The sequence below is a fragment of the Exiguobacterium artemiae genome (assembly GCF_033342815.1).
GTDB lineage: Bacteria > Bacillota > Bacilli > Exiguobacteriales > Exiguobacteriaceae > Exiguobacterium_A > Exiguobacterium_A artemiae_A.
Genome location: NZ_JAWPEN010000001.1, coordinates 172,760 through 199,212 on the forward strand (window position 1 = coordinate 172,760; position 26,453 = coordinate 199,212).

Here is a 26,453-nt window from a genome sequence, read left to right on the forward strand (position 1 = left end):
TAACCGCGCCTCATTTCAATTCGATGATCGTCACGCCATGTCCACCTTCACCTTGACCGCCTAAGCGATGCGTTTTGACATGACGGTTGCCACGTAGATATTCTTGTACTCCTTGACGCATTGCTCCTGTCCCAAGACCATGAATGACACGAATCTGTTCGTAGTTGGATAACAATGCCTGATCCATGAACCGGTCGAGTTTCGCAAGCCCTTCCTCAACGCGGACACCACGTAAGTCCAGTTCGGCTGAAGCAGCGGATTGTTTCGTAATGCTTGTTCCACCGGAGCGTTTTTTAGTTTTCGAAGCCGTTTTCGCTTCGCCGACTTTGGCGAGATCCCCCGGCTTCACGTTTACTTTCATGATCCCGACTTGAACCGTATACTCACCATTCGAATTTTGATTGATGATATATCCTTTCTGGTTGAACGTCGTCACTTTTACTTCTTCACCTTTTGCAAATACCGGAGCCTGATTCGTTTTTGCTTTGACCTTGGCAATCCGTTGATCTTGTAAGGAAGGTTTCGCTTGTTCCAGTTGTTTACGGGCTTCAATCAGTTCGTGTTCTTTGACAGCTCCCGCGTCACGTAATTCTTTCAGACGTTTGATGACAGCTTCCGCTTCTTTTTGCGCCCGTTCGACTGCACGCGTCGCCTTTTCTTCTGCTTTGGCCAGGATTTCATTTTTTTCTTGATGAATCTCTGCTTGTTCCCGCTCGAATTCTTCCCGTTCTTCGACTAATCGTTGTTGCTCCTGCAACAATTCCCGCTCTAAGGATTCAGCACGTTGTTTTGCTTCCTCGAGTCGTCCGATCATCGTTTCAACAGACTGGGCGTCCGTTCCGACTTGATCGCGGGCCGCATCAATGACACGGTCCTCTAACCCAAGTCGCTTCGAAATTTCAAAGGCATTCGAACGTCCCGGTACACCAATCAGCAAGCGATACGTCGGACTGAGCGACTCGACATCAAACTCCATCGAGGCATTAACAACGCCTTCACGGTTGTAACCGTACGCTTTCAGCTCCGAATAGTGAGTCGTCGCAGCGACACGTGCCCCGCGTCGTTTCACTTCATCCAAGATGGCAATTGCAAGTGCCGCCCCTTCGGTCGGATCGGTTCCGGCTCCGAGCTCATCAAACAGGACAAGACTCATAAAATCAATTTTCCCCATCATCGAAACAATGTTCGTCATGTGGGAACTGAATGTCGAGAGATTTTGTTCGATGGACTGCTCATCCCCGATATCCGCATAAATCGCGTCAAAAACACTCAACTCTGTCTCATCCGCTGCCGGCACGTATAAACCGGATTGGACCATCAATTGCAGTAAGCCGATTGTTTTCAGCGTGACGGTTTTCCCGCCGGTATTCGGTCCCGTGATGACAAGTGACGTAAACTCACCGCCGAGCGAGACCGTGATCGGTACGACTTCATCATCCGGAATGAACGGGTGCCGTGCTTCTTTCAGGACGATATGCCGATTTTCATTTAATTTTGGTTCGACGGCACGAATCGTGTGTCCATATAAGGCTTTTGCCATGATGAAATCAAGTTCTGCCAAGACGTCGACGTTAATTCGAAGTGAATCACCAACCGAGCCGACCAGCGCTGAAAGTTGAGCTAAAATCCGTTCGATTTCCGCTCGTTCTTTAAGGCGGGCTTCCTGAATTTCATTGTTGGCGGCAACGACTGCTTGCGGCTCAATGAACAACGTCGCACCGGATGCCGATTGGTCGTGGACGATTCCGCCGAAAGCTTGACGGTACTCTTGTTTGACCGGTACACAATAACGATCATTCCGCATCGTGACGATGGCGTCGGATAACATCTTCGACTTACTGCGTAATACGCCGTCGATTTTCGAGCGGACCTGCCCTTCGAGGGAGCGTAATTGACTCCGTAAAGACCGAAGTTTATCGCTTGCCGAGTCTTGAACCGTTCCTTGATCGTCAATGGCGTGACGAATCCCCTGTTCGATTTCCACCAGTTTCGTAATCTGCTCGATCCGGCTATCAAGTGCCGGTAATCGGAGATCCGGATGATCTTCATGCAACCGTTCCTGGAAGGCTTTCACTTGACGTCCGGAATAGACGACGTCGGCAACTGCCAACAATTCACTGGTCGAGAGGACCGAGCCGATTTCCGCCCGTTTTACCTCACTGCGGACATCCGTCAGTCCACCAAACGGGTAACGGTCGCGCAACCGGTAGACTGTCGTCGCTTCTGTCGTCAAAGCAAGCAACGCTTTCACCTGTTCGAAATCTTCCGCCGGCTCCATCTTCCGCACAAATTGAGCCCCCAGTGAACTGGCTGTTTGTTTTGCGAGTAGTTCTTTTAATTTATCATATTCTAATACACGTAGTGCATTGGCATTCATTTACTTCACTCCTAAACGTTTTCGATCAAAAAAAGCACGCGCTTCTTTTGCAGTCCACGTATTAATGACATCGGATGGCTCCAAATATGCTTTACGTGCATGCAGGACACCAAGTTTCATATCTTCTAACATTTCCGGACGATGGGTATCGGTATTGATCATGATTTTAACCCCTGCCGCCTTCGCTTTTGCAAGGGATGAGGCGGTTAAATCAAATCGTCCAGGATTAGCGTTCATCTCCAGTGCCGTCCCGGTTTCAGCCGCCAACTCGACGAGTCGATCGATGTTGACTGCATATCCATCCCGGCGTCCGATAATGCGTCCGGTCGGATGGGCAATCAAAGAGACATACGGATTGCGGCAGGCATTTTCAAGCCGTTGCATGATTTCCTCTTCCGTCTGATCAAACTTCGAATGGATCGAAGCGATGACGTAATCCATTTCTTTTAAGAAGTCATCCTCATAATCGAGTGATCCGTCCGGTAAAATATCCATCTCAACGCCGCATAAAATCGTCATCTCCGGATGTTTTTTGCGTGCCGCTTCAATTTCGACACGCTGTTTCCGCAATCGTTCTTCCGTCAATCCATTGACGAATTTCATATATTTACTGTGATCGGTAATCGCCATCCAGGAATATCCCCGCGCCGCACAGGCATCGACGAGTTCATCGACAGACAACGTACCGTCCGACCATGTCGTGTGCATATGGACATCCGCTTTGATATCCGCCTCTTGAATCAACTTGTCTAAATCTGCTTCGAACTCCAGACGACCTGCTCGCAACTCCGGTGGGATGAACGGCAAATCATAACGGGCGAACAGCTCCTGTTCCGTTTTTGGCTGGAACAGACCGTCCTTGGTTTCGACACCATACTCCGAGATGCTTTCACCGCGTTCTTTCGCCAGTTGTCGCATCCGGACGTTATGATCTTTTGAGCCCGTAAAGTGATGTAACGTCGAAGCAAATGCCAAATCATCCACTAATCGGAAATCAACCGCAATGTATGCATCATCTCGTTTGAGGACAATCGAGACCTTCGTTTCCCCGGCAGCAATGATTTCATCGATTTGTTCAATTTCAAGCAATTGTGCCTTCACTTCTTTTGGTTGATCTGTCGAGATGATGAAATCAAGATCCTTACAGGTTTCTTCCGCACGCCGGAAACTACCCCCGACTTCAAAACGGATAATTTGATCGATCCCGGCTAACGTCCGCTCCAGCTCACTGACACTTTTACGCATGACACCGTACGGTAATCGTTCCGGCCGTGTCTCGAACGTTTCCAGTGCCTTACTGTATTTTTCGACGGTCTTTTTCCCGAAGCCCGGCATTGCTTCCACTGTACCATCCGCCAGTTTCTCAGCGAAGGAATCTGCATCAATGACACCGACTTCATGCAATTTCGCGAGTTTCTTCCCGCCAAGTCCCGGAATCTTCAATAAGGCGATCAATCCTTCCGGCACCTGTTGCTCCAGTTCTGTCAACGCTGTACTCGTTCCGGTTTCACGAAATTCTTCAAGGACCGTCGCCGTACCTTTACCGATTCCTTTCATCGCTGTAAAGTCTTCAATTGCCAGGAAATCCAGTTCTGCCGCTTCAAGCAGACTCGCTGCCTTTCGAAACGCATTGATTTTAAACGGATTTTCCCCCTTCACTTCGAGATAAACTGAAATTCGTTCCAAATGTCGAATCGCATCTTGTGTCGTCCGCATGTTCAATTCTCCCCTCAAAAAAAGCTCCCATTCAACGGGAGCACGTTATTTTATCAAACCGACTTTTTGCATCAACCAATCTGCAAGCACTGGTGTATGTTGAATCATGAACGAGGCTAAACTCGAATTTGCAATGGCATCCTGAATCGACTGAACCGGCGCGAAGGCGGCCAAGAATAAAATCAGGAAGATGAAAATATACATCTCGATGAATCCGAAGACTCCACCCAAGAGACCTTTTACCTGCTTGAGAACCGGAATATTCGTCAGCGAATCAAACATCGCAATGATGATGGATAACACGATTTTCGTCACAAAAAACAAGACGATGAACCAAAAGGCTTTGTAAAACACTTCATCCAAACCGACTGAACTCGGGATGGAAAACATCGTCAAATCAATTCCGGCATCATCTAACGTCGATGGATAGGGAATCCATAACTTGAACTTCTCGGCCAGTTCATCGTAAAACGATAAAGCGACGATAAACGAGATAATCAAGCTTAATAAATGACCTGCCTGTAACACAACACCCCGACGGACACCCGTCATCGTGCCTAAAGCTAAAAACAGTAAGATAACAAGAGAAATCATGTTTAAAGTTCACCCAAATTCTTTTTGATTTTGACATAGTCACTACCGATATTGAGAGCTGCCAAAACAGCAATTTGTCGCACGTCGAGTTGTGGTGCCTGGTCTCTGATTTCACGAATTTTTGTATCCACGAGGAGACCCACTTCGCGAACATGTTCAGGTGACTCCGTTCCGACAATCGTATAATCATTTCCTGCAATATGAATCGTCGTCCGGTTCAACCCTTCTGAATCAGCCATTTTCCTGTCCTCCTCATACTTTGCTTCTTTCATATAGTACCATCATTTTTGAAATAGGAAAAGAAGTCCACCATCCGACTTAAGGATGGTATGCTTATTTCCGAAAGGGTGATCATGTCATGGGAACAGTCGTTTTAAAGTTAACAAAAGAAAAACAGGAAACCGTCATTTCCGATTTCACGCGTCATCAAGTTTCGCCTCCGCCTTATGCACGATTCGCCGCACGAACGGCCGGATGTATCGTGACCGTCTATAATTCGGGAAAAGTCATGTTTCAAGGACAGGAAGCTGAAACTGTCGCTGTCCGTTACGGTTCACCGACAGCCAAAAAACCTGCTTCGCCGGCAAGCGGCTCTTTACCAGAAGGATTTGCCAACTGGTCGGTCGTCGGCAGTGACGAAGTCGGAAAAGGTGACTTTTTTGGTCCTTTAGTCGTCGTTGCTGCTTACGTCGACAAAACAAAAATCGAACTGGTCCGGGAGCTCGGAGTACGCGACTCTAAAAATGTCTCCGATCCGGAAATCCGAACAATCGCTCGTGATTTGCACGCTGTGATTCCCTATGAATACCGGATCCTGCACAATCCGGATTACAACCGAATGCAACGGACGATGACACAGGGCAAGATGACCGCACTGCTTCATAATTCGGCGCTCAACGGGTTACTCACTCAACTGGAGGAACCGCCGCAAGCCATCCTGATTGATCAATTCGCTGAAAAAGCCGTTTATTATAAACATCTTTCCGGAGAGACAAAACAGGTCAAGGACAACGTCTATTTTTCGACGAAGGCAGAAGGAATACATGTCGCAGTCGCTGCAGCCTCGATTTTGGCACGGGCCATCTTCTTAAAAGAGATGGATCAGTTGAGCCGCCAGACAGGAACGGAGATCCCGAAAGGTGCCGGTGCAAAAGTCGATCAGGTCGCTGCTTCTCTCTTATTAAAATACGGTCCTGACCGCTTGCAGGAATGGACAAAATATCATTTCGCCAATACCAAAAAAGCGGAAGCTTTAGCTAAGAAAAGAAACCGACCATAATGAAAAATGGTCGGTTTTTTTACATAGCTGTCTCCTGACCGGATAATCGAATCAGTTCATCGGTTAAAATCTTAACTTCATCGAACGGCACGTGCTCCGTCCCAATCTGTTCGAACCGTTCATGCCCTTTCCCGACAATGACCATCCGCTTCCCGGTCAATGCAACCTTTGCCGCAATCTGGAGTGCTTCTTTTCGCGACTCATGACAGGTGATGATTTTCCGGGGAGGTATCTCTACCAGAAGCTCTTTAATGATTTGTTGCGGCTGTTCCCGCCTCGGATCATGTACTGTAACGATGATTCCCTCGCAATACTGACCGGCAATCCGTCCCATTACCGCTCGTTTGGAACGATCTCGTTCCCCTGCTGCACTCAGCACCATATATAAAGGTTCGCCCGGAACAGACAATGCTTTCAAACACTTCTCCAACCCGTCCGGTGTGTGCGCATAATCAATATATACTTCGCACCCTTCAAACGGAATCTTTTCCAAACGTCCTTTTGGCAGACGAAGTTCCGGTATGTGGCGAATCAGCTGATACATATTAACGTCACCTGCCTGCATCAGTCCGATCGCCGCCGCAAGATTCGCAGCATTGAAATCGCCGAGAAGAAAGACCGGAACTTCCGTCACTGTCCCGTCAATCCGGACACTGACCGCCTCCTCTTTCCACTCCACTGTGATCGGTGCTTCAGACAGAGCGTTCGTTGCGTACCAGATAACAGGCATGCCTTCCGCCGCTTCCGCCATGATTCGACTCGTCGGATCAGCTTCATTCAGAATGATTGCTTGTCCTCCACCCATTGCAACTTGTTTGAACAACAAGGCTTTTGCCTGTGCGTATTCCTCCATCGAGGCATGGTAATCAAGATGGTCATGTGTCAGGTTCGTAAACGCTGCGGCATGAAACTTTACCCCTTCCACGCGACCTTCCATTAAAGCATGCGAAGAAACTTCGAGTATACAATCGGTGACCCCCTGCTCGACCATCTGGTATAACAGACGATGCAAAATGATGGCTTCCGGTGTTGTGTTCGGTGTATCGATCATTTCTCCGTCAATCATCGCTCCGATTGTGCTGATCATCCCTACCTTCTGTCCGGCAGCACGAAATAAATCGTATGTCAGTTTGGTCGTCGTCGTTTTCCCGTTCGTACCTGTTATTCCGTAAACCTTCAACTTTTGACTCGGATGATCGTAAAATAAATCCGCCACTTTTCCGGCAGCATGTTTTGTATCCTGTAATATAACGACGGGAACTTCCAGTCCGTAAAGGGGTTCTTCCGCTAAAATCGCAACGGCTCCGTTTGCGGCCGCTTCGGCGGCATACCGGTGTCCGTCAACAGTATATCCGCGTACACAAATGAACAGACTTCCCTTTTTCACTTCACGCGAGTCTGTGGCGATACTCGTGATGGAAGGGTTTTCTTCACATGTGAGATGGAATGGAGCAACTAATTCTGACAGGTGTTTATATGGACGATTCATGGTGTATGTTCTCTCCTCCTAGGTTTAAACGAACAGTGACATTATTCTGACCAGCTTTACCGCTAAAATGCATACAGGTCGTTTCATCTTCAGTTAAACTTCAGGTAATGATGATACAACTAAGTAAGAGGTGAAAAAAATGACACATATTTTAATTGCGGAAGATGAATTTGATATCCGCGAACTCTTGACTGAACTGCTTGAATCGAGCGGCTATCATGTCACAAGTGCTGCGAACGGAATGGAGGCACTTAAACTGCATCAGTCAGCGACATTCGATTTGATGATACTAGATATCATGATGCCTTATTTGGACGGTTTTGAAGTCGCGCAACAGGTTCGAAAAACGTCTCAGACGCCCATCATCTTTTTGACAGCTTTACAAGATGAAGATAATCAAGTGAAAGGATTTGACCTTGGAATCGATGACTATATCGCCAAACCCTTTTCCTTACGAATTTTATTGCGCAGAATCGAAGCCATCATTCGACGAATTCAGGCAAATGCTGAAGAACAACTCTCTTTCCGTGAAATTACCCTATTTCCGGCAAGCTATAACGTTTTAATTTCTGGTAAAGATATCATTTTGACGTTAAAAGAATTTCAAATCCTTCATTTACTGTTGGAAAATCCAGGTCGCGTATTGGAACGAGAACAACTGATTCAACAATTGTGGGGATTTGACGCTTTTGGGGATACACGTTTTTTAGATACACATATTAAAAATCTTCGCAAAAAAATCAACGTTCCATACATTCAGACCGTAAAAGGAGTCGGATATAAACTTGAAGCGACTAATTAAACGCCATCGGATTACATGGAAATTGTTTTCATTAACAATTAGTTTGTTGATGATTGCCGTCCTGTCGACTGTCGGCTTCTTATATGCAACATTACCGTCTTATTATCAAAGTTATCGGGAAGATCAGTTTCATACAACGATGTTGAACATCCAACAGACCAGTCAAAAAAAATCTAGTACCCAGTTGATTCCGGAGCTCGACCGTCTAACGGACCAAGGAATTCGTTTTTCTCTTTGGACCGAAACCAATCAGTTGTATTATGCACCGGGCTTTGAACGGAGCCCTCTCCGGCAAGCGCGTCCTGCTTCTGACAATGCACCGAAAGGTATGATTCAAGAATCATCGACGCTCGACCTGACTGACCAAACTTTGATTTTAGAGGCCAATCAAATGATTCAACCGATCGATGAAGTGAAAAGTGTAATTTTGAATCTTGCCCCGTATATCGTTCTTCCACTATTATTACTTGCTGCTTTAGCCGCTTTTTTGTATTCTCGAACCATTTCACGCCCTTTGCTGACAATTAATCAAGCTACAAAAGAACTCGCCCATTTAAATTTTTCGGTACGAACACACCATACTTCGTCCGATGAATTAGGCGATTTATCAGAAAACATCAATCGTTTGGCAACAAAACTGGAATCGACGATGCAGTCGTTACACACTTCAAACGAACGATTACGCCTCGAGTCTGAAAAAGATCGGCAACGTGATGCGGAACGACGTAATTTATTTTTAGCCATCTCACATGAGCTGAAGACACCGTTAACAATCATAAAAGGACAGATTGAAGGTATGTCACTCAATCTAGGCGCTTACCGGGATCGTGATTATTATTTGGAACGCGCCGGACAAGTCATTGAAAATATGGAACGATTGATTGCAGAACTTCTTGAAGTCGCTCGCGTTGAACAAATAGAAGTTAAAAAACACGATGTTCTCCTGCAAGGAATGGTACAGCAACAATTACGCCCCCTTGAGAATCTGATCATGGAACGTCGACTGGATGTTACAGTGACGGGAAATGATGCCTTGATTCAGACTGATCCTTCTCTGTTAGGTCGTGCACTTCATAATATCCTCATGAACGCCGTCTCTTACACCGCTGTCACGGGAAGCATCCATATTTCGACAGAGACAACAGATACAGCTGTCGTCTTGACGATTACCAACGAACCAACCGTTCAAGACACAAGTGAAACCGCAAACTGGTTTGATCCTCTCGTTCGTTCGGAGCAATCCAGAAATCGGATTCATGGCGGAAGCGGTTTAGGTCTGTTCCTCGTTCGTCAAATTATGGACCGGCTCGAAATCATGACTCAAATCAACGGATCAATCAATCAGGTCACGTTTCAAGCTGTCTTTCCACTTCCCTCCGAAAAATAACTTGTCATCGTATTAGCGATTCGGTATACTCCTTTAGGTTAACTAGTTAACTTAAAGGAGTTTTTTATATGACCACATTTCAGGAAGATCTGTTAGGACAGTTATCCAAAGTAGCACGTCTCGCAAAACGTGATATCGATGCGGCGCTTCTACCTTTTTCGTTACACACCGGACAATGGGGTTTAATTAAAGCAGTCGCCATTCTTGAACCCGTTTCACAAGTTGCCTTATCCAAATACTTAGTCATTGAAAAACCCGCTGTCACCAAGACCGTTGCGCGTCTCGAGGAGTTGGGCTACGTCACACGAACGGGTTCTGGGCGTAAACGCCTGATTACTTTAACCCCTTCCGCCCGTCACTCTTATCTTGAAATCGATCAAGCCGTCCAGTCGGCTCACGGTGCATTTCTGCAAGCTGTCTCAGTCGAAGATCAAACCATCATTGCAGCAGTCATGACACAATTACTCGCAACACACCGTCCAGATGACAAGGAGGATTTACTTTGAAAAAACGTTTATTTCATCGTCATTACGTACTGACCTTATTAATCAATCTGTTGTTATTCATTACGTTTTATCTACTCAATGCCTCACTTCCATTACTTGCCGCTAAAAAATTTGATGTTTCACAAGCTGCACTAGGTTGGGTTGTCACCAGCTTTATTTTAGCAACTGTTTGTTCACGACCACTGATCGGCCATTGGCTTGATCGCCATGATGTGAAACGGATGCTGCTGATTTCTGCATCATTGTTCACAATGATGAGTGTTTTGTATCTGTTGGTTCTTCCTTTGAATTCTTTTTTGTATCTCATCATCGTTCGTATTTTTCATGGTTTTAGTTTCGGGATGTTGTCTTCATCCATCAGCTTGGCCGTAACAACACTTATTCCGAAAACCCGTCAAGGTGAAGGGATGGGGTATTTTGTTTTATCCATGAATCTTGCATCCGTTCTCGGACCGGTCATCGGACTCAGTTTGATTCAACATGATGCCTTTTTCTTTTACTTCATCACAGTCGCATTGCTCGCATTCGTTTCATTTGTTCTGATGATTCGCTTACCGTTAACAAGTCAACATGTACCGAATACACGCGTCTTCCGGCTTCATCAATCGCTTTTCTTATCCCGTCCGTTATTATTGTGTGCAACCGTTTTGGCCGGTGTCGCCATCTCCAGTACAGCGGCTTTCATTTCACTGTATACGGATTCAATCGGTCATGTTTCCTATGCTTCTTACTTTTATGCCCTCGTCGCACTTGGCATGGTAGCAATCCGGCCGCTTGCCGGCAGATGGTTTGACCAAAAAGGACCGGGCTTCGTTTTATTTCCTTCTTACCTACTTTATGGTCTCGGCTTTATTCTCTTAGGCATTTTCCCTTCGTTACCCGGGTTGCTTTTGGCTGCACTCATCATCGGAATCGGATCTGCTTCGATTTTCCCCGGACTCCAGACGGTGATGCTGACATATGCCGCACCACACCAAAAGGGAAAAGCTATTTCCACCTTTTTCTTGGCCTATGACAGTGGATTTGGTCTCGGAGCATTATTACTTTCCGGTCTTGCTGCCAAAATCGGTTACTCGAATATGTTTTTGTTTTGCAGTATCATCGTCCTTACAAGTGGTTTTATCTACTTCATCTTCAATCGTCGAAATGAACCACCGCATGAGCAAGAACTTGCTTCATAATTTTTAATGAATATAAAAAAGCACCGGCTGCTTTCCTGTTCCATCAAAAACAAGGAGAGAGTCGGTGTGTTCTATTTCTAGGAATGAATGTCAAACCGTCCGAGGCTCAGCATTCGTTCTGATTCGGAAATGTTGTTGTTTCAATTCGATGATATGATCTGCTGCACGAGCAACTCCCGCTGAGTGTGTAACAGTAATAATACATCGATTCGATTCATGTGCAAGTCGTTGAAATAACTCAATGATATCGGCAGCTGTTTTTTCATCCAAAGCACCTGTCGGCTCATCTGCTAAAATAATCGGCGCTTCCGTTGCCAAGGCACGGGCGATGGCCACACGTTGCTGTTGACCGCCACTTAGTTGGAGCACTTTTTTCTCAGCATGTGTTTCATCTAGTCCGACTTGAGCCAGTAAATCTAAAGCATGATTTCTTTTTGATTTAATTTTTCTACCACTCAACTCCAACGCGACAATGACATTGTCGATTGCATTCATGTATGTCAGCAAATTAAAGGCCTGAAACACGGTTGCTACATGACGTGAACGGTATCTTGTCAAACCGATTTTTCGCAAGTCCCGGCCATCATACTCAATTTGTCCTTCTGTAGGTGAATCTAGACCACTCAACAAACTGAGTGCAGTCGTTTTACCGGATCCCGATTCACCAAGAACAGCGTAAAAGTGACCGGCTTTAAATTCAATCGAGACATTTTTTAAGATATGTTGAATCTTACTTCCCGATGTATAGGCATACGAGACTCCATTCATTTTTAAGATCGTCATTGGATTAATCCTCCCGTAATAAAATTTCTTTTGGATTCATACGCAGTAAGGCAATTGATGGGAATAGAACAGACAAGAAGACGATTAAGCTTCCGATTTCCATTACCTGAACCAGTGTCATCCAGTCGATATTGGTCGTCATTTCGGTAATTTCCGGAACACTGTTCAACATTTGTTGTCCGGGACCACCCGGACCTCCAAATCCGGTTTGCGTTGCAACCGTACTTGTTGCTTCCGTCACTTCCCTGCTGAGCAGTTGATCTGTCATAAACTGTGAGGTCATGCCGCCTGTTGCATATGTGATCAGGAACGCAACCGCTGCAATCGCAAACGTCTCAATTAACAATTGTCCCATCAATTTGGAACGTTTTTCACCCATCGCAAGTAAAATCCCCATTTCTTTTCGGCGTTCACGAACAGACAATAAAATCAACAGTGCTAAAATCAATCCCCCTGCAATGCTGACGAGATATACAACCGATTTAGAAAACGAAGCAACCTGCTCGATTGGTCCGACCATCTTTTTATAAGCCGCATCATTGGCATCAAGCATATACGTATCCCAGTCCAAATCACTTGCTGCAAGTCGGGCTTCTTTTTTGAAAGTCGCAATCGTTGCCGGATCTTTTAATGTGTACACAACACTCGATACACTGGCTTCTCCATCTTCTGTCGCAAAATCAGCTAACGTATCGTTTGATACATACATCTGGTTCATCGGATCCATGAAGCCGGCGGCCTGGAAACCGGCATCCGATGTCGCTTCCGTCGACGACGACAGACCGATGATTGTCAGTTTCTGAGATTTTTTTGTAGTCGTTGCTTTTAATTTGATCGTATCCCCGACCTTTAAATCGTTTTCTAATGCTAAATTTTCATCAATGACGACACTGTTTTCAGGCGAATCGGTGGTCAGTGCTTCTCCCTCAACTACTGCTAAGGTTCCTTCCGTATAGGTATTAGGTATTCATCAGTTCCATACTCGTGACACCGTTTAGGGAAAAATCAGGTGTTGTCATTCCCTCCGGCATCTCCATCGCACCAGGACCTTTTTGTTCGGAATCAGATGCTGCCGCCGATTCACTGGTTACCGGATCGACACTACTGGAAGTGGCGGTTGCTTGTGATAAGTAATTAGTAGATTTGACTTCGCTGAGCTTAGCAACTGCTTTAATTTCTTCCAGACTAATCGCCTGTTGTTCAGGTCGCCCCCGTTCTCCGGATGCTTGTCGTTCCTGCATCTGCTTTTGTCGGTCGACTTGAAGGGTGACGGTCGCTCCGAGTTCTTTTCGTGCTTCTTCCCCTGCATTTTTTGCAGCTTCCTGGATGGCAAATCCCGATAGCACAAGTGAACCAATCACTGTCAAGATGATCAGCATGATCAGTGTCTTTCCTTTTCGTGCAATAATACTTTTTCCTGCTCGTTTCAAAAAATTCATGTGTAAGCCTCCCTCTTTCTTCTGACTTCATCTTATCGAGCAGACCTGTAGCCAACCTGTAGTCCAGCTGTATCTCAAACGAAGAAAAAAATAGTTTTAGACATACCAAAAAGGGAGCTGGATTTTGATTCATCCAACTCCCTTTTTCGGGTAATCATTCACTTTTAAAGTGGCAGGAACGATTAAGAACGCAGCTCGGCTTCGAATGATGATTGAAGGGCTTCAATGACTTGTTGATGAGCGGTCGTGACCTCTTCATCGACGAGAGTCCGTTCTTTATTTTGATAACGGAGCGAGAACGCAAACGACTTCTGATCGGCTCCGACATTATCACCGGTATAGACATCAAACAACTCCACTTGCTTCAATAACGGTCCTGCTGCTTGCATGATGACGGCTTCGACTTCGCTCGCTGATACTTCACGCTTAAGAACAACCGCGATGTCACGCGTCATGGATGGGAAACGTGAAATTTCTTGATAGACACGGGCTGCTTTAGAGTGCAATGCCATCGCATCCAACTCGAAGACATATACTTCCTTCAGACCGTATTCTTCTTTCGATAAACCGGGATGAACTTGTCCGACAAATCCTATTGCTTCCCCATCAAGTAAAATGCGTGCCGTCCGGCCCGGATGCATCGATTGCATTGCTGCCGCTTCATACGTTAACGGCACATCAAGCGCCTTAGCAAGCGTCTCGACGATTCCTTTTACGACGAAGAAGTCCGTTTTGACGTGCGTTCCGTGAACACGATGTTGCTCCGACAGACCAACCATGATTCCTGCGAGCATTTCCTGTTCAAGCGGTAACGTCTCAAGTGAAGCGTCTCGTTGCAGATAAACACTTCCAAGTTCGTAGTAGGCAAGATCTGCATGTTGTCGCGCTACATTGTGTTGTGCGACTTCGAGCAGTCCCGGAATCAAGGATGTCCGAAGCGTGGAACGTGCTTCACTGATCGGCATCGCCAATTTAACCGGATGCAGATCCTGCTGTTCATTAAATTGCATCGCGCGTTGCTCACTTGTCAACGAGTACGTGATGGCTTGTGACAGACCAGCACCTTGAAGAAGGTGACGAATCTTACGACGATGTTGGTTACGTTTTGGTAAGAAACCGCGGCTCGCTTCGCGCGGTAAACTTGATGTCAATGCATCATATCCGTAAAGGCGTGCGACCTCTTCTGCTAAATCAGCCGGAATCATTAAGTCTTGACGACGTGTCGGAACACTGACTGTCAAAGCATCTGCCGACAGCTCGACTTCAAGACCAAGACGTTCGAGCAGATCCTTCATGACAGTTCCTTCGATTTCCATACCGAGGCGGTGGTTGATGTACGAAACACTGCCTTCAATCAGATGATCCTCCAGTTGAAGCGTACCGGCTTCAGCCGTTCCGGATAATACTGTACCTCCTGCCAGTTCAGCAATCAGCATCGCGGCCCGGTCGAGTGCTAACACGACACGACGCGGATCAACACCTTTTTCAAAACGTGAGCTTGAATCCGAGCGAAGACCGAGAACACGGCTTGTTTTCCGAACCGATGTCGGTGCAAAATAGGCAGACTCGAGGACGATGGACGTCGTCGTGGAATCAACTTCCGTATTCGCGCCCCCCATGACGCCGGCAAGCGCCACCGGACGTTCACCGTCTGTGATGACGAGCATCGACGGATCAAGTGTCCGTTCGACTTCATCAAGAGTTTGGAACGTTTCACCGGCTTTTGCCTGGCGAACGACGATTTGTTGTCCCAGTTTGTTGGCATCAAACGCATGCAACGGCTGTCCCGTCTCCAGTAAAACGAAGTTCGTGATGTCGACGACGTTGTTGATCGGGCGGATTCCGTTTGCGATCAGACGATTTTTTAACCAGAGCGGTGATTCCCCGATTGTAATATCGCGAATTTCACGGGCCGCATAAAACGTACAGGCTTCTGAGTCCAGTTGAACGGTTACTGCAGTCGACGATGCTGCTTCCGGTACTTCGACAGACGGAAAAACGGGTGTCGTGTTCAAGATGCCGGCGACTTCATGCGCCACACCGTACATGCTCAAGCAATCAGAACGGTTTGGTGTCAATCCGAGTTCCAATACCTCATCGTGGAGTCCAAGCAATTCGAGGACATCTTGTCCGGGTGTGACCGGTTCACGGAATGTATGAATGCCGTCCTGTTCATCTTCGCGGATGTATTTTTTCTCGAAACCGAGCTCTTCGAGGGAACAAATCATTCCTTCTGAAACGACACCACGCAGTTTGGCACGTTTGATTTTAATTCCCGGCAGACGGGCGCCGACGCGGGCAACGATGACATCTTGTCCGGCATCGACATTCGGTGCACCACAAACGATTTGAACCGGCTCTTCTTGTCCGATATCGACCGTCGTGACATTTAATTTATCCGCTTCCGGATGTTTTTCTTTCGTCAGGACACGACCGACGACGATGTTTTTCAAGTCCTCGTCTCGAACCTCGACACCTTCGACCTCAATCCCGCTTTTAGTAATCAAGTCCGCTAACTCCTGACCTGTCTTATGACGAACATCAACAAATTCCTGTAACCATTGTTTTGAGACTAACATCTGTTTTCCCCCTTAAAACTGTTCGCTGAAGCGAACGTCATTCGTATAGAAGTGGCGAATATCATCAACACCATATTTCAACATGGCGATTCGTTCAATCCCCATTCCGAAGGCGAAACCAGACATTTTCGTACTGTCATATTCCGCCATTTCAAGCACGTGTGGATGAACCATCCCTGCGCCCAAGATTTCAATCCAACCTGTCTGTTTACAGATGTTGCACCCTTTACCGCCACATTTGAAGCACGATACATCAACTTCGACAGATGGTTCCGTGAACGGGAAGAAGCTCGGGCGTAAACGGATTTCACGCGCTTCACCGAACATTTGTTTAACGAATGCTTCAAGTGTTCCTTTTAAGTCGGCCATTGAAATCTCTTCACCGACGACCAGTCCTTCCACTTGCATGAATTGATGTGAGTGTGTCGCATCATCTTCGTCTCGGCGATACACTTTTCCGGGACAAAGAATCCGGATTGGTTCCCCTTTTGAAGCGAGCATCGTCCGGGCTTGTACCGGTGAGGTATGCGTCCGCATCAAAATCTCATCCGTAATATAAAACGAATCCTGCATATCGCGGGCCGGATGATCTTTCGGTAAGTTCAACATTTCGAAGTTGAACAGATCCTGTTCGACTTCCGGACCTTCAGCAATCGTATAACCGAGACCAACAAAGATATCCTCGATTTCGTCTGTCACTTGCTGCAGCAAGTGGGCTTGACCAACCCGTTTCGGACGGCCTGGAAGGGTCACATCAATCGCTTCCAGCGCTAATTTCGCGTCCATTTCCTGTTGTTTGACATCAACAAGACGCTGTTCGAGTTCAGTTTGAATGACACCGCGGACGGCATTCGCGATTTCTCCGACGACAGGTCGTTCTTCAGCTGAAAGTTTTCCCATTCCCCGAAGCACTTCTGTAATCGGTCCCTTTTTCCCAAGGTATTTTACCCGGACATCGTTTAATTCTTTTTGTGTACTTGCTTGATTAACGAGTTGTAACGCTTCATCACGTAAAGCTTCTAATTGTTCCCGCATGTTCCTCACTCCTTTTTCAAATAAAAAAATCGCCCCTCCGGCAGATGCCGAAGGGACGATTCAATATAATCGTGGTACCACCCTTGTTCAACTTGAAATTCTCAAGTCCTCAAGCGGCGCGGTAACGGGCGCCTCCCGTCACGATCTCTCGTGCGACTCCGGAGTGAATTCAGCTAGCAGATTCGTAAAAAAGCTCTCAGTCTAAGGCTTTTCCTCCCTGATCGAATCGTTTTCTAACCTACTCTGTTCCATCGTTGTCTAGTTAAATATGATGCTGTAATTCACTTTAGCATGAACGTTCCTTGGATTCAATCGGCCGGAGCAAAATGATACAGTAAAATTCCGGCAGCAACCGCCGCATTTAAGGATTCTGCTTTTCCGCGAATCGGGATGTATGCCCGACCATCACATTGGTCGAGTAACTCCGGAGCAACACCTTGTGCTTCATTTCCGATGATCAGACCGATTGCCCCCAGGTTCTCAACGTCTGTGTACGGTTGAGCGCCACGTAAGGCAGTCCCTAAAATGAAGACTCCAAGCTCATGCAAGTCTTGAATGGCTTCTTCCAGTGACATCATGATGACCGGTAAGTGGAAGATCGAGCCTTGTGTCGCCCGAAGGACTTTACTGTTATAGACGTCCACTGTCCCGTGACCAATGATGACACCGTCAAAACCGGCAGCATCTGCTGTCCGAATCATCGTTCCGACATTACCCGGATCCTGAAGACGGTCGAGTAACAGGTAACGGCCACGTTCCAAACGTTCTGTCTGCTGTTTCATTTCACAGACAGCAAAAATACCTTGTGTCGTTTCGGTCTCAGAAAGAACTTTTGCGACGGATTCATCAATCGTGATTAGATCAGCAGCATTCTTTTTCCAAGAACCCGGTACTTGAACGTCTTCGCGCACGATCAATTCTTTAATGATTCCGGCACGAACGGCTTCTTCCACTAAATGTTCCCCTTCAATCAGGAAACGTTTTGTTTGCAAGCGTCCTTTTTTTGTCAGTAATTTTTTCCATTGTTTAACGATTTCGTTTTTTGGAGATGAAATGTGTTTCATGGTTTACCCCTCGTAAATCGCTTGGACCGTCTCTGCATCTAAACGTTTTGTCACCGCGACAATCAAGTCGACGGCAGCTTCGAAATCTGCTTTATGCATGATTGAAACGTTTGTATGCAGGTAGCGGATCGGAACAGTCAAGGCAAGTGAAGGAACACCCGTATGAGACAGGTGGAACTTCGCTGCATCTGTTCCGCCACCCGGTGTCAGATCCAATTGATATTTAATGTTTTCTTCTTTAGCAACTGTTGTTACAAAATCAATCAATCCGCGATGCGCAATCATCGTCGCATCAAACAGGATGACTTGAACGCCTTCTCCAAGTTTGGATAAGGCTTCACGATCTGTCATGCCTGGTGTATCACCCGGAATTCCTGTATCGACTGCAAAAGCAATCGTCGGGCGAAGCAGATTTGCAATCGTCTGCGCTCCACGTAAACCGACTTCTTCCTGTACCGTAGCACCGGCAAAAATCGTATTCGGGTGACCCTCTTCTTTTAAGCGTTTGATCGCTTCGATTGCAATGGCGCAACCGACACGGTTATCCCATGCTTTTGCCATCAGGAAATTATCATTTTTCATCACAGTAAATTCGCAATGCGGAACAACCGTATCTCCCGGTCGGATTCCCCACCCTTCCACTTCTTCTTTCGAAGTGGCACCGATATCGATGAACATCTCTTTGATATCGACTGGTTTATTGCGCGCTTCCGGTGGTAAAACATGAGGTGGTTTCGCACCGATGACACCTGGAATGACTTCACCAGACGATGTGACAATATTCATACGCTGTGCAAGAAGAACCTGTCCCCACCATCCACCGAGTGGTTGGAAGCGAAGGAATCCTTTCTCATCAATCTTCGTGACCATGAATCCGACCTCGTCCATATGCCCGGCAATCAAAATCCGTGGTGCATCTTCTCCCGCTCCTTGACGTTCGGCAAACAAGCTGCCTAATCCATCTTGATGGAAGTTTTCTGCATGCGGTTCAAGATATTCGCGCATTAATTGACGTACTTCTTTCTCATTTCCGGGAACACCCGTTGCGTCCGTAAGACGTTTCAGCATATGTAATTGTTCATTCATCTGATTTCCTCCTCAGTAACCGTTGTCTTGGCGAACGTGATTCGCCTCGTTTTTTGCGACATAAGCTTTGAAAATCATTTCTTGTGTAAACCCAAGTGTAGCACCTAATGCGAGATAAGCACCAATCAGAACGTCATAACTTTGTTCTGTCCGCGAAATCGCAAACACGTTTGTCTTATTGTAGACATCCAAAAACGCATCTGTCGCTGTCAGATAGTAGTCCCCTTCGACAAATTCGTTTTTACGATAATCTAAAGAGAGTCCTAAAGAAAGTAGAAAATGGACACCGTCGACATACTCTTCGAGAATCGTGACTTGCGCCGATGGTCCTTTTGTCGACCAAAATTTAAAACAACGCGTTTCGTTCGCAAGTTCACCAAGCTCCACTAATAGCGCCAGCAAACGTTCATCAAATTGATTTCCCGTCAAATTATGTTCTGACTGAATCCGTTTATCCAATTGTTCCTGCATTTCAAAAAGTGTCAACCAGTCCATCGTAATTCTCCTTTTAATCTAAAAAAATTGCCCCAGCCCATAAAAATGCGCTTTTTTATTTTACCATGAATCCAAAAAAAACGTCGGAGAATTAAATTCCCCGACGAATTGTAGAACTTAAGCGTTCAATTTTGCTTTTGCTGTGTCAGCAAGTGAAGCAAATGCAGTTGCATCTGTAACTGCGAGGTCAGCGAGCATCTTACGGTTAACGTCGATACCTGCTAATTTAAGACCATGCATCATGCGGCTGTAAGAAAGACCGTTGATACGTGCAGCCGCATTGATCCGAGTGATCCAGAGGCGACGGAAGTCACGTTTCTTTTGACGACGGTCACGGTAAGCATACATGAGAGATTTCATGACCTGCTGTTTTGCAACCTTGAAGAGTGTATGTTTCGAGCCGTAGTAGCCCTTAGCTAATTTGAGTTGTTTTTTACGACGTTGACGAGTCGTATATCCGCCTTTTACGCGTGGCATATAAATTCCCTCCTAAATCTGTGTACGATTGGGTAAATTACTTAGCGATCATGTGACGGATACGTTTAAAGTCACCCGATGATACCATGCTAGCTTTACGTAATTTACGTTTCGCTTTAGTTGATTTGTTACCGAATAAGTGGCTTGTGTAAGCACGACCACGTTTCAATTTACCTGAAGCAGTACGTTTGAAACGCTTAGAAGCACCGCGGTGCGATTTCATTTTAGGCATGAGAGATTCCCTCCTACTTCGATTCGATTAGTCTTCTTTCTTTGGAGCAAGCACTAAAAACATGCTGCGTCCTTCCATCTTCGGTCTCTGTTCAATGACACCGAACTCGCTTAATTCTGTAGCGAGACGTTCGAGGACACGTCTACCGATTTCTGAGTGAGTGATGGCACGTCCGCGGAAACGAATACTCGCTTTCACTTTGTTACCGTTCTCCAAGAATTTCTTCGCATTACGGAATTTCGTTTGGAAGTCATTCTCCTCGATCGTCGGGCTGAGACGGACTTCTTTCATCTGAATCACTTTCTGATTCTTCCGAGTTTCTTTGTCCTTTTTTTGTAACTCAAAACGGTATTTACCGTAGTCCATGATTTTACATACTGGCGGCGTCGCTTGTGGTGCGACCATGACGAGGTCAAGGTCAGCTTCCTCAGCAAGACGTAACGCTTCCGTACGTGATTGGACTCCAAGTTGAGCACCATCCGCTCCGATAAGACGAACTTCTCGAGCGCGAATGCCTTCATTGATTAACAGATCTTTGCTAATGGTTAGCACCTCCATCGTGCAGAGCACGAAAAATGAATGATATAAAACGCTATAAAAAAAGCGTCGGCAGTTTTTCCCGCCCACACTCATAAAGTATACAATAGTCAGAGAACACTCTACTATCACATATCATCATGATGGACCAGCATAGCTTACTATACGTGGTGAGAAGCGGGATGCTTCTGCTTTGTTGTCATTTCACTTTGCTATCATAGCACTTGTTTTCCCTCGATGTCAAGCCGCTATATCTGTTCGGTTAGAACGTTGCTCAGATACTTGATTATAATAGCAATCCTGTCTCATTTTAGCAAGAAGTTTCTAAGGGTGTTTCCCTGGGTAAATAAAAAAGGTCAGAAAAAGTTTTCAGAATTCGCAGAGCATTATTCTTTATTTAGAATAATTATTGTTTTATAATCAATGTAATCTTATACATAAGGGGGAGTTATTTAAATGAGTGAAAAACGATTAACCACAAACCAGGGTGTCCCGATTGGTGACAATCAGAATTCACGCACGGCAGGTCGTCGTGGTCCAACATTACTTGAGGACTATCAACTGATTGAGAAAATGGCCCATTTCGACCGGGAACGTGTTCCTGAACGTGTCGTTCACGCCCGTGGTTTTGGTGCACACGGTGTCTTCACAGTGAAAAACTCAATGAAGAAATATACGAAAGCTGCGTTCCTTCAAAATGAAGGGACGGAGGTTCCTGTATTCGCCCGTTTCTCAACCGTTATTCATGGTACACATTCTCCTGAAACATTACGTGATCCACGTGGCTTCTCGGTTAAGTTCTATACAGAGGAAGGAAACTGGGATTTCGTCGGTAATAACTTACCAGTCTTCTTTATTCGCGATGCGATGAAATTCCCGGACATGGTTCACTCGCTAAAACCGGATCCACGTACGAATATTCAAGACCCTGACCGTTACTGGGACTTCATGACATTACGTCCGGAATCGACAAACATGTTGATGCACCTCTTTACAGATGAGGGAATTCCGGCAAGCTATCGTAAAATGCGTGGTTCATCCGTCCATGCTTTTAAATGGGTGAATGCGCACGGCAATACGGTTTATGTCAAGTTACGTTGGGTGCCAAAAGTCGGTGTCCACAACCTGTCAGCAGATGAAGCGACAGAGATTCAAGGAAAAGACTTTAACCATGCATCAAACGATACGTATCAGGCAATCGAAGACGGAGAATTCCCGGAGTGGGATCTGTTCGTCCAAGTTCTTGATCCGGCTGATGTCGACAACTTCGACTTCGATCCACTCGATGCAACAAAAGATTGGTTTGAAGATGTCATCCCGTTCCAACACGTTGGAACGATGGTCTTAAACAAAAACGTCGACAACTACTTTGCTGAAACGGAATCGGTCGGCTTTAACCCGGGTGTATTGATCCCAGGTATGTTGCCTTCTGAAGACAAGTTGCTCCAAGGACGTCTCTTCTCGTATTCCGACACGCAACGTTACCGTATCGGAACGAACTACCAACAGTTGCCAATCAACTGTCCGTTCGCCCAGGTCAACAACTATCAACGTGATGGTGCAATGCCGGTCGGACAACAAGCAAGCCCGGTCAACTACGAACCAAACCGTTACCAGGACGAGCCGAAACAAACGCCGGAATACACGGAAGAAAATCAGCCGTTGTATGATGACATTCACGGTCGTCTTGAAATCGAAAAAACAAACAACTTCGGTCAAGCCGGTGAAGTGTACCGTCGCATGACAGAAGAAGAACAAACAGCACTCTTGAATAACTTGGTGGATGACTTAAAACAAGTCCGCCATGAAAATACTGTTTTGCTTGCCATCTGCAACTTCTACCGTGCGGACGAATCGCTCGGCAAGAAATTATCAGAAGCGTTACAAGTCGATATCCAACCGTTCTTGCAACAGATGCAAAAATAATCTCTCTATCAAGAAAAGCCTATTCCATAAAGGAGTAGGCTTTTTTATGGAATAAAATTAAAGCGTTCTGATGTTTCCGCCGAGTAGACACCTAGCTTGGAAAACAATACGACTTGATTTACCATTGCTTGATTTACTTCATTCTGACGGAAACTCAATTTCTCTTTATCAGTGAATCGATTGTAAAGCGGCTTGAATCCATAGTTGACGTGAGGCTGGAATTGAATTGCCCGGTCGACCTTTTCCAGTCGATTATGTTTAATGCTCCCACCGACTACTCCACGTCCTAAAATAGCAATCGCTTTCCCGTCTGCCCGATGTACGTTTCGAATCGTATTGTATTGAATGACGGGTTGGTTCCAGTTCATCATTGAAATCGCATAGTCTTTTGTCCCGTCAATCACATTATTCAAAATGCGTACCGCCGTGTGCGGACGATCTTGAGAGTATTGATGTGTTCCGATTGCGACATTGATATTCGTGAAGTCATTGTTTCGAATCGTAATGTCATGGTTTGGTGTCCGGTCTTGGGCTGACCATTTCCACTGGAATCCCTTTGTGACCGGATCCGGCGTATCAAGGTTAATCGATTCATTTGGTCCTGTCCCGGCAATCATCTTGGCATCGACAAAATGCATGTTTTCAATGAGAGCTGTTTTGGTCGCATCCAGTTCAATCGCATGCGATCCTTGCTGATGACGAATCGTAATTCCTCCAAGATACAGATTTTCATTATGTGCGATGGCGAAAGCCGAACCGCGCGAAAAATAATTTAAATCGATTTGAGCATTTCCCTGCCCGATGATTTTAATATTTTTGGACCCGCTGTATGTCCCGACTGTTTTATTCAATCGTAAAACGGAGGGCGGTACCAAATCAAAGATACTCGTCGTCGCTTGAAGTTTTGGTGTGCCGGTCTCATTCGTCTTTTTGATGATGACGCCATCCTCTAAAATGATGGTTGTATTGGAAGGAACGCCGACACGTAAAGGAGATTGATACACCCCTTTCGACAAGACCAATGTCCCCCCGCCTTCCGCCTCAATTTTTTCAAGATACGACCGGAGTGTGTAATGATTTCTAGTTTGGGCATTATATGTGGAATAAGCGCGAAGTGCAGGGTCGATCGGTTCTGTCTGCGGCGTAATCCGGTAACTTTTCATACTGACTGCATGTTCCGTATCAGGCAGAAGCAGAAAAGCAACAATCAGACATACTGCAAGCATCATTCTTGTTTTCATTCTTTCGTCTCCCTTCTCTGCTCCTATTATCGGTACTTCCATACAGAATCTGTAGAAGACACAAAAAGAGGATGGCTGTCAGCCACCCTCTTTTTACTGATAAGACATGCTTATTTTGAACGATTCGCGATTTCTTGTTCCAAATCGCTGACGAACTGTTCGAGTGATGCGTTGCTTGAATCTTTTGAACCGTAACGGCGGATATTGACTTCGCGCGCTTCAATTTCTTTGTCGCCGAGGACCAGCATGACCGGTACTTTATTGACTTGTGCTTCACGGATCCGGTAACCGAGTTTTTCATCACGGAAGTCCGTTTCGACACGAATTCCTTTTTTCAAGAGCATGGCCTTGATTTCACGTGCGTAGTCTTCGTGCACGCTTGAGACCGGAATCAACTTGACTTGAACCGGTGCGAGCCACGTCGGGAACGCTCCTTTGTACTCTTCAATCAAGTAAGCGACAAATCGTTCCATTGTCGAGACGACACCACGGTGCAAGACGACAGGACGATGATCTTGTCCGTCATTTCCTTTGTATGTCAGCTCAAAACGTTCCGGTAAAAGGAAGTCGAGTTGGACTGTCGACAGCGTTTCATCTTTACCAAGCGCTGTACGGACTTGTACGTCAAGCTTCGGTCCGTAGAATGCAGCTTCGCCTTCCGCTTCAAAGTACGGCAAATCAAGCTCATCCATTGTCTCTTTCAACTCACGTTGCGCCATTTCCCAAATCGCATCGTTGTCGAAGTATTTTTCTTTATCGGCCGGATCACGATACGACAGACGGAATTTATAGTCCGTGATACCAAAGTCGGCATACACTTCTTGAATCAAGTGAACGATTGCTTTAAATTCTTCCTTCATCTGATCCGGACGGACAAACGTATGACCGTCGTTTAAGACCATGTAGCGGACACGTTGGAGCCCCGTTAACGCACCTGACATCTCATAGCGGTGCATGCCGCCGAGTTCTGCGACACGAAGCGGTAAATCGCGGTACGACCGCGGTTCATTTTTATAGATCATCATGTGGTGCGGACAGTTCATCGGACGGAGAACCAACTCTTCATTGTCCATCTCCATTTTCGGGAACATATCATCCTGATAGTGGTCCCAGTGTCCTGATGTCTTATACAGTTCAACCGAACCTAGAACCGGTGTATATACATGCTCGTAGCCGAGTTCCAGTTCTTTATCGACGATGTAACGCTCGACCGTCCGGCGGATGGCCGCTCCTTTAGGTAACCACATCGGCAGACCTTGTCCGACATCTTGGGATGTGAAGAACAAATCGAGTTCTTTTCCGAGTTTTCGGTGGTCGCGTTCTTTCGCTTCTGCCAAAAAGTGCAGGTGTTGTTTTAACTGATCTTTATTCGCCCATGCTGTTCCGTAAATCCGTTGCAGCATCTTGTTTTTTGAATCGCCGCGCCAGTAAGCACCGGCGATGCTCATCAGTTTGAAGACTTGGAGTTTCGCCGTCGCCGGTACGTGCGGTCCGCGGCATAAATCGAAGAACTCTCCTTGACGGTAGAACGTTAAATCCTGATCGGCCGGAATCGATTCAATCAATTCGATTTTGAGCGGATCGTTTAATTCCTGATAAACTGCTAATGCTTCGTCGCGTGAAACGACTTCCCGTTCGATCGGTAAGTTTTCACCGGCAATCTTATTCATCATCTTTTCGATTTCCGGCAGGTCTTCCTCTGTCAGACGGCGCTCCATATCGATATCGTAATAAAACCCGTTTTCGATCGTCGGTCCAATTCCGAGATGGATCGTTTCGTCCGGGTACAGGCGTTTAATCGCTTGTGCCATTAAGTGGGCAGATGAGTGACGGATTAAATCCAGTCCTTCTTCCGAATCCGGCATGACAAGTTCAATTGAGCCATCTTCCTCAATCGGACGACGATAATCGATGACTTGACCGTTTAATTTCGCGGCAAATGCCTTTTTCCGTAATCCCGGACTGATTGAAGCGGCAACTTCCTCAGCTGTTGTTCCGGCTGCAAATTCTTTTACTGCACCATCTGGAAATGTAAGAGCAATGTTTGACATGACTGCTTCCCCCTCAAATTAAAATAAAAAAGACCCATCCCTCAAAAAGGGACGAGTCTCAATCTCGTGGTACCACCCTCGTTCCCGAACATGTTTCCATGCACCGGCTCGAACACGCGCTAACGGGCGTGACACGCAAGCGGATTATCCCCGCCTGGGCTATGAGGGAGTAAAGAA

At 46.2% G+C, this 26,453-nt stretch carries 24 protein-coding genes; 6 read left to right on the top strand and 18 right to left on the bottom strand.

The window, feature by feature from the left end; genetic code table 11:
• Nucleotides 1–10: 10 nt before the first annotated feature.
• Genes R7V76_RS00865 through zapA form a run of 4 tightly spaced genes read right to left on the bottom strand, consistent with a single transcriptional unit; the run spans nucleotide 11 to nucleotide 4,926 of the window.
• Nucleotides 11–2,377, bottom strand: a complete 2,367-nt coding sequence (locus R7V76_RS00865) for an endonuclease MutS2 (protein WP_318090923.1) — start codon at nucleotides 2,375–2,377, stop codon at nucleotides 11–13.
• Nucleotides 2,378–4,093 (bottom strand): DNA polymerase/3'-5' exonuclease PolX, encoded by a 1,716-nt coding sequence (gene polX / locus R7V76_RS00870; protein WP_318090925.1) that lies wholly within the window; start codon nucleotides 4,091–4,093, stop codon nucleotides 2,378–2,380.
• Nucleotides 4,094–4,138: 45 nt separating this feature from the next.
• Nucleotides 4,139–4,687 carry a CvpA family protein gene (locus tag R7V76_RS00875; RefSeq protein ID WP_318090928.1) on the bottom strand — a complete coding sequence of 183 codons (549 nt, stop codon included), beginning with the start codon at nucleotides 4,685–4,687 and terminating at the stop codon, nucleotides 4,139–4,141.
• A 2-nt stretch (nucleotides 4,688–4,689) separates the two neighbouring features.
• Nucleotides 4,690–4,926: a cell division protein ZapA gene (gene zapA, locus R7V76_RS00880; protein ID WP_012371043.1), complete on the bottom strand. Its 237-nt coding sequence runs from the start codon at nucleotides 4,924–4,926 to the stop codon at nucleotides 4,690–4,692.
• A 119-nt stretch (nucleotides 4,927–5,045) separates the two neighbouring features.
• Here zapA and rnhC point away from each other — a divergent pair, with 119 nt between their 5' ends.
• Nucleotides 5,046–5,966: a ribonuclease HIII gene (gene rnhC, locus R7V76_RS00885; protein ID WP_318090931.1), complete on the top strand. Its 921-nt coding sequence runs from the start codon at nucleotides 5,046–5,048 to the stop codon at nucleotides 5,964–5,966.
• A 19-nt stretch (nucleotides 5,967–5,985) separates the two neighbouring features.
• Here rnhC and R7V76_RS00890 read toward each other — a convergent pair whose 3' ends face one another.
• Nucleotides 5,986–7,455: a UDP-N-acetylmuramoyl-L-alanyl-D-glutamate--2,6-diaminopimelate ligase gene (locus R7V76_RS00890; RefSeq protein WP_318090933.1), complete on the bottom strand. Its 1,470-nt coding sequence runs from the start codon at nucleotides 7,453–7,455 to the stop codon at nucleotides 5,986–5,988.
• Between the two features lie 139 nt (nucleotides 7,456–7,594).
• Between R7V76_RS00890 and R7V76_RS00895 the strand changes: the two genes are divergently transcribed.
• The 4 genes from R7V76_RS00895 to R7V76_RS00910 all read left to right on the top strand — a co-directional run bounded on the left by R7V76_RS00895 (nucleotide 7,595) and on the right by R7V76_RS00910 (nucleotide 11,331).
• Nucleotides 7,595–8,257, top strand: coding sequence for a response regulator transcription factor (locus R7V76_RS00895; protein ID WP_318090935.1), 663 nt, complete (start codon nucleotides 7,595–7,597; stop codon nucleotides 8,255–8,257).
• A complete protein-coding gene (locus R7V76_RS00900) occupies nucleotides 8,241–9,644 on the top strand; it encodes a HAMP domain-containing sensor histidine kinase (protein WP_318090936.1) in 1,404 nt (467 codons plus the stop codon). The genes R7V76_RS00895 and R7V76_RS00900 overlap by 17 nt, the downstream gene beginning before the upstream one ends.
• A gap of 68 nt (nucleotides 9,645–9,712) precedes the next feature.
• Nucleotides 9,713–10,150: a MarR family winged helix-turn-helix transcriptional regulator gene (locus tag R7V76_RS00905; protein WP_318090939.1), complete on the top strand. Its 438-nt coding sequence runs from the start codon at nucleotides 9,713–9,715 to the stop codon at nucleotides 10,148–10,150.
• Nucleotides 10,147–11,331, top strand: coding sequence for an MFS transporter (locus R7V76_RS00910; RefSeq protein WP_318090941.1), 1,185 nt, complete (start codon nucleotides 10,147–10,149; stop codon nucleotides 11,329–11,331). The genes R7V76_RS00905 and R7V76_RS00910 overlap by 4 nt, the downstream gene beginning before the upstream one ends.
• Nucleotides 11,332–11,421: 90 nt before the next feature.
• Here the strand turns inward: R7V76_RS00910 and R7V76_RS00915 are convergent, their stop codons facing one another.
• From R7V76_RS00915 to infC, 11 genes are all read right to left on the bottom strand, one after another.
• Nucleotides 11,422–12,114, bottom strand: a complete 693-nt coding sequence (locus R7V76_RS00915) for an ABC transporter ATP-binding protein (protein ID WP_318090943.1) — start codon at nucleotides 12,112–12,114, stop codon at nucleotides 11,422–11,424.
• 4 nt (nucleotides 12,115–12,118) lie between these two features.
• On the bottom strand, nucleotides 12,119–13,081 hold the full coding sequence (locus tag R7V76_RS00920) for an ABC transporter permease (protein WP_318091170.1): 963 nt from the start codon (nucleotides 13,079–13,081) through the stop codon (nucleotides 12,119–12,121).
• Nucleotides 13,074–13,553, bottom strand: coding sequence for a hypothetical protein (locus R7V76_RS00925; RefSeq protein ID WP_318090945.1), 480 nt, complete (start codon nucleotides 13,551–13,553; stop codon nucleotides 13,074–13,076). The genes R7V76_RS00920 and R7V76_RS00925 overlap by 8 nt, the downstream gene beginning before the upstream one ends.
• 182 nt (nucleotides 13,554–13,735) lie before the next feature.
• Nucleotides 13,736–16,132, bottom strand: a complete 2,397-nt coding sequence (pheT, locus tag R7V76_RS00930) for a phenylalanine--tRNA ligase subunit beta (protein ID WP_318090947.1) — start codon at nucleotides 16,130–16,132, stop codon at nucleotides 13,736–13,738.
• A gap of 12 nt (nucleotides 16,133–16,144) precedes the next feature.
• Complete coding sequence (gene pheS, locus R7V76_RS00935; protein ID WP_318090949.1) at nucleotides 16,145–17,167, bottom strand: phenylalanine--tRNA ligase subunit alpha; 1,023 nt, start codon at nucleotides 17,165–17,167, stop codon at nucleotides 16,145–16,147.
• 308 nt (nucleotides 17,168–17,475) lie between these two features.
• Nucleotides 17,476–18,231 (bottom strand): TrmH family RNA methyltransferase, encoded by a 756-nt coding sequence (locus R7V76_RS00940; RefSeq protein WP_012371054.1) that lies wholly within the window; start codon nucleotides 18,229–18,231, stop codon nucleotides 17,476–17,478.
• A gap of 3 nt (nucleotides 18,232–18,234) precedes the next feature.
• Entirely contained in the window at nucleotides 18,235–19,317 is a 1,083-nt protein-coding gene (locus R7V76_RS00945; protein ID WP_012371055.1) for a M42 family metallopeptidase, read from the bottom strand.
• A 12-nt stretch (nucleotides 19,318–19,329) separates the two neighbouring features.
• Nucleotides 19,330–19,812, bottom strand: a complete 483-nt coding sequence (locus R7V76_RS00950) for a dUTP diphosphatase (protein ID WP_014970974.1) — start codon at nucleotides 19,810–19,812, stop codon at nucleotides 19,330–19,332.
• 117 nt (nucleotides 19,813–19,929) lie between these two features.
• Nucleotides 19,930–20,289 carry a 50S ribosomal protein L20 gene (gene rplT, locus R7V76_RS00955; protein WP_012371057.1) on the bottom strand — a complete coding sequence of 120 codons (360 nt, stop codon included), beginning with the start codon at nucleotides 20,287–20,289 and terminating at the stop codon, nucleotides 19,930–19,932.
• A 37-nt stretch (nucleotides 20,290–20,326) separates the two neighbouring features.
• Complete coding sequence (gene rpmI / locus R7V76_RS00960; RefSeq protein WP_012371058.1) at nucleotides 20,327–20,521, bottom strand: 50S ribosomal protein L35; 195 nt, start codon at nucleotides 20,519–20,521, stop codon at nucleotides 20,327–20,329.
• Between the two features lie 27 nt (nucleotides 20,522–20,548).
• Complete coding sequence (gene infC, locus R7V76_RS00965) at nucleotides 20,549–21,079, bottom strand: translation initiation factor IF-3 (RefSeq protein WP_012371059.1); 531 nt, start codon at nucleotides 21,077–21,079, stop codon at nucleotides 20,549–20,551.
• A 435-nt stretch (nucleotides 21,080–21,514) separates the two neighbouring features.
• Here infC and R7V76_RS00970 point away from each other — a divergent pair, with 435 nt between their 5' ends.
• Nucleotides 21,515–22,984 (top strand): catalase, encoded by a 1,470-nt coding sequence (locus tag R7V76_RS00970; RefSeq protein WP_318090958.1) that lies wholly within the window; start codon nucleotides 21,515–21,517, stop codon nucleotides 22,982–22,984.
• Between the two features lie 44 nt (nucleotides 22,985–23,028).
• On the opposite strand, the gene R7V76_RS00975 is transcribed toward R7V76_RS00970, so the two are convergent.
• A complete protein-coding gene (locus R7V76_RS00975) occupies nucleotides 23,029–24,225 on the bottom strand; it encodes a hypothetical protein (protein WP_318090960.1) in 1,197 nt (398 codons plus the stop codon).
• Between the two features lie 110 nt (nucleotides 24,226–24,335).
• The gene (gene thrS / locus R7V76_RS00980; RefSeq protein ID WP_318090963.1) at nucleotides 24,336–26,276 is read right to left on the bottom strand and encodes a threonine--tRNA ligase; all 1,941 of its coding nucleotides are present in this window, start codon (nucleotides 26,274–26,276) and stop codon (nucleotides 24,336–24,338) included.
• Between the last annotated feature and the right edge of the window lie 177 nt (nucleotides 26,277–26,453).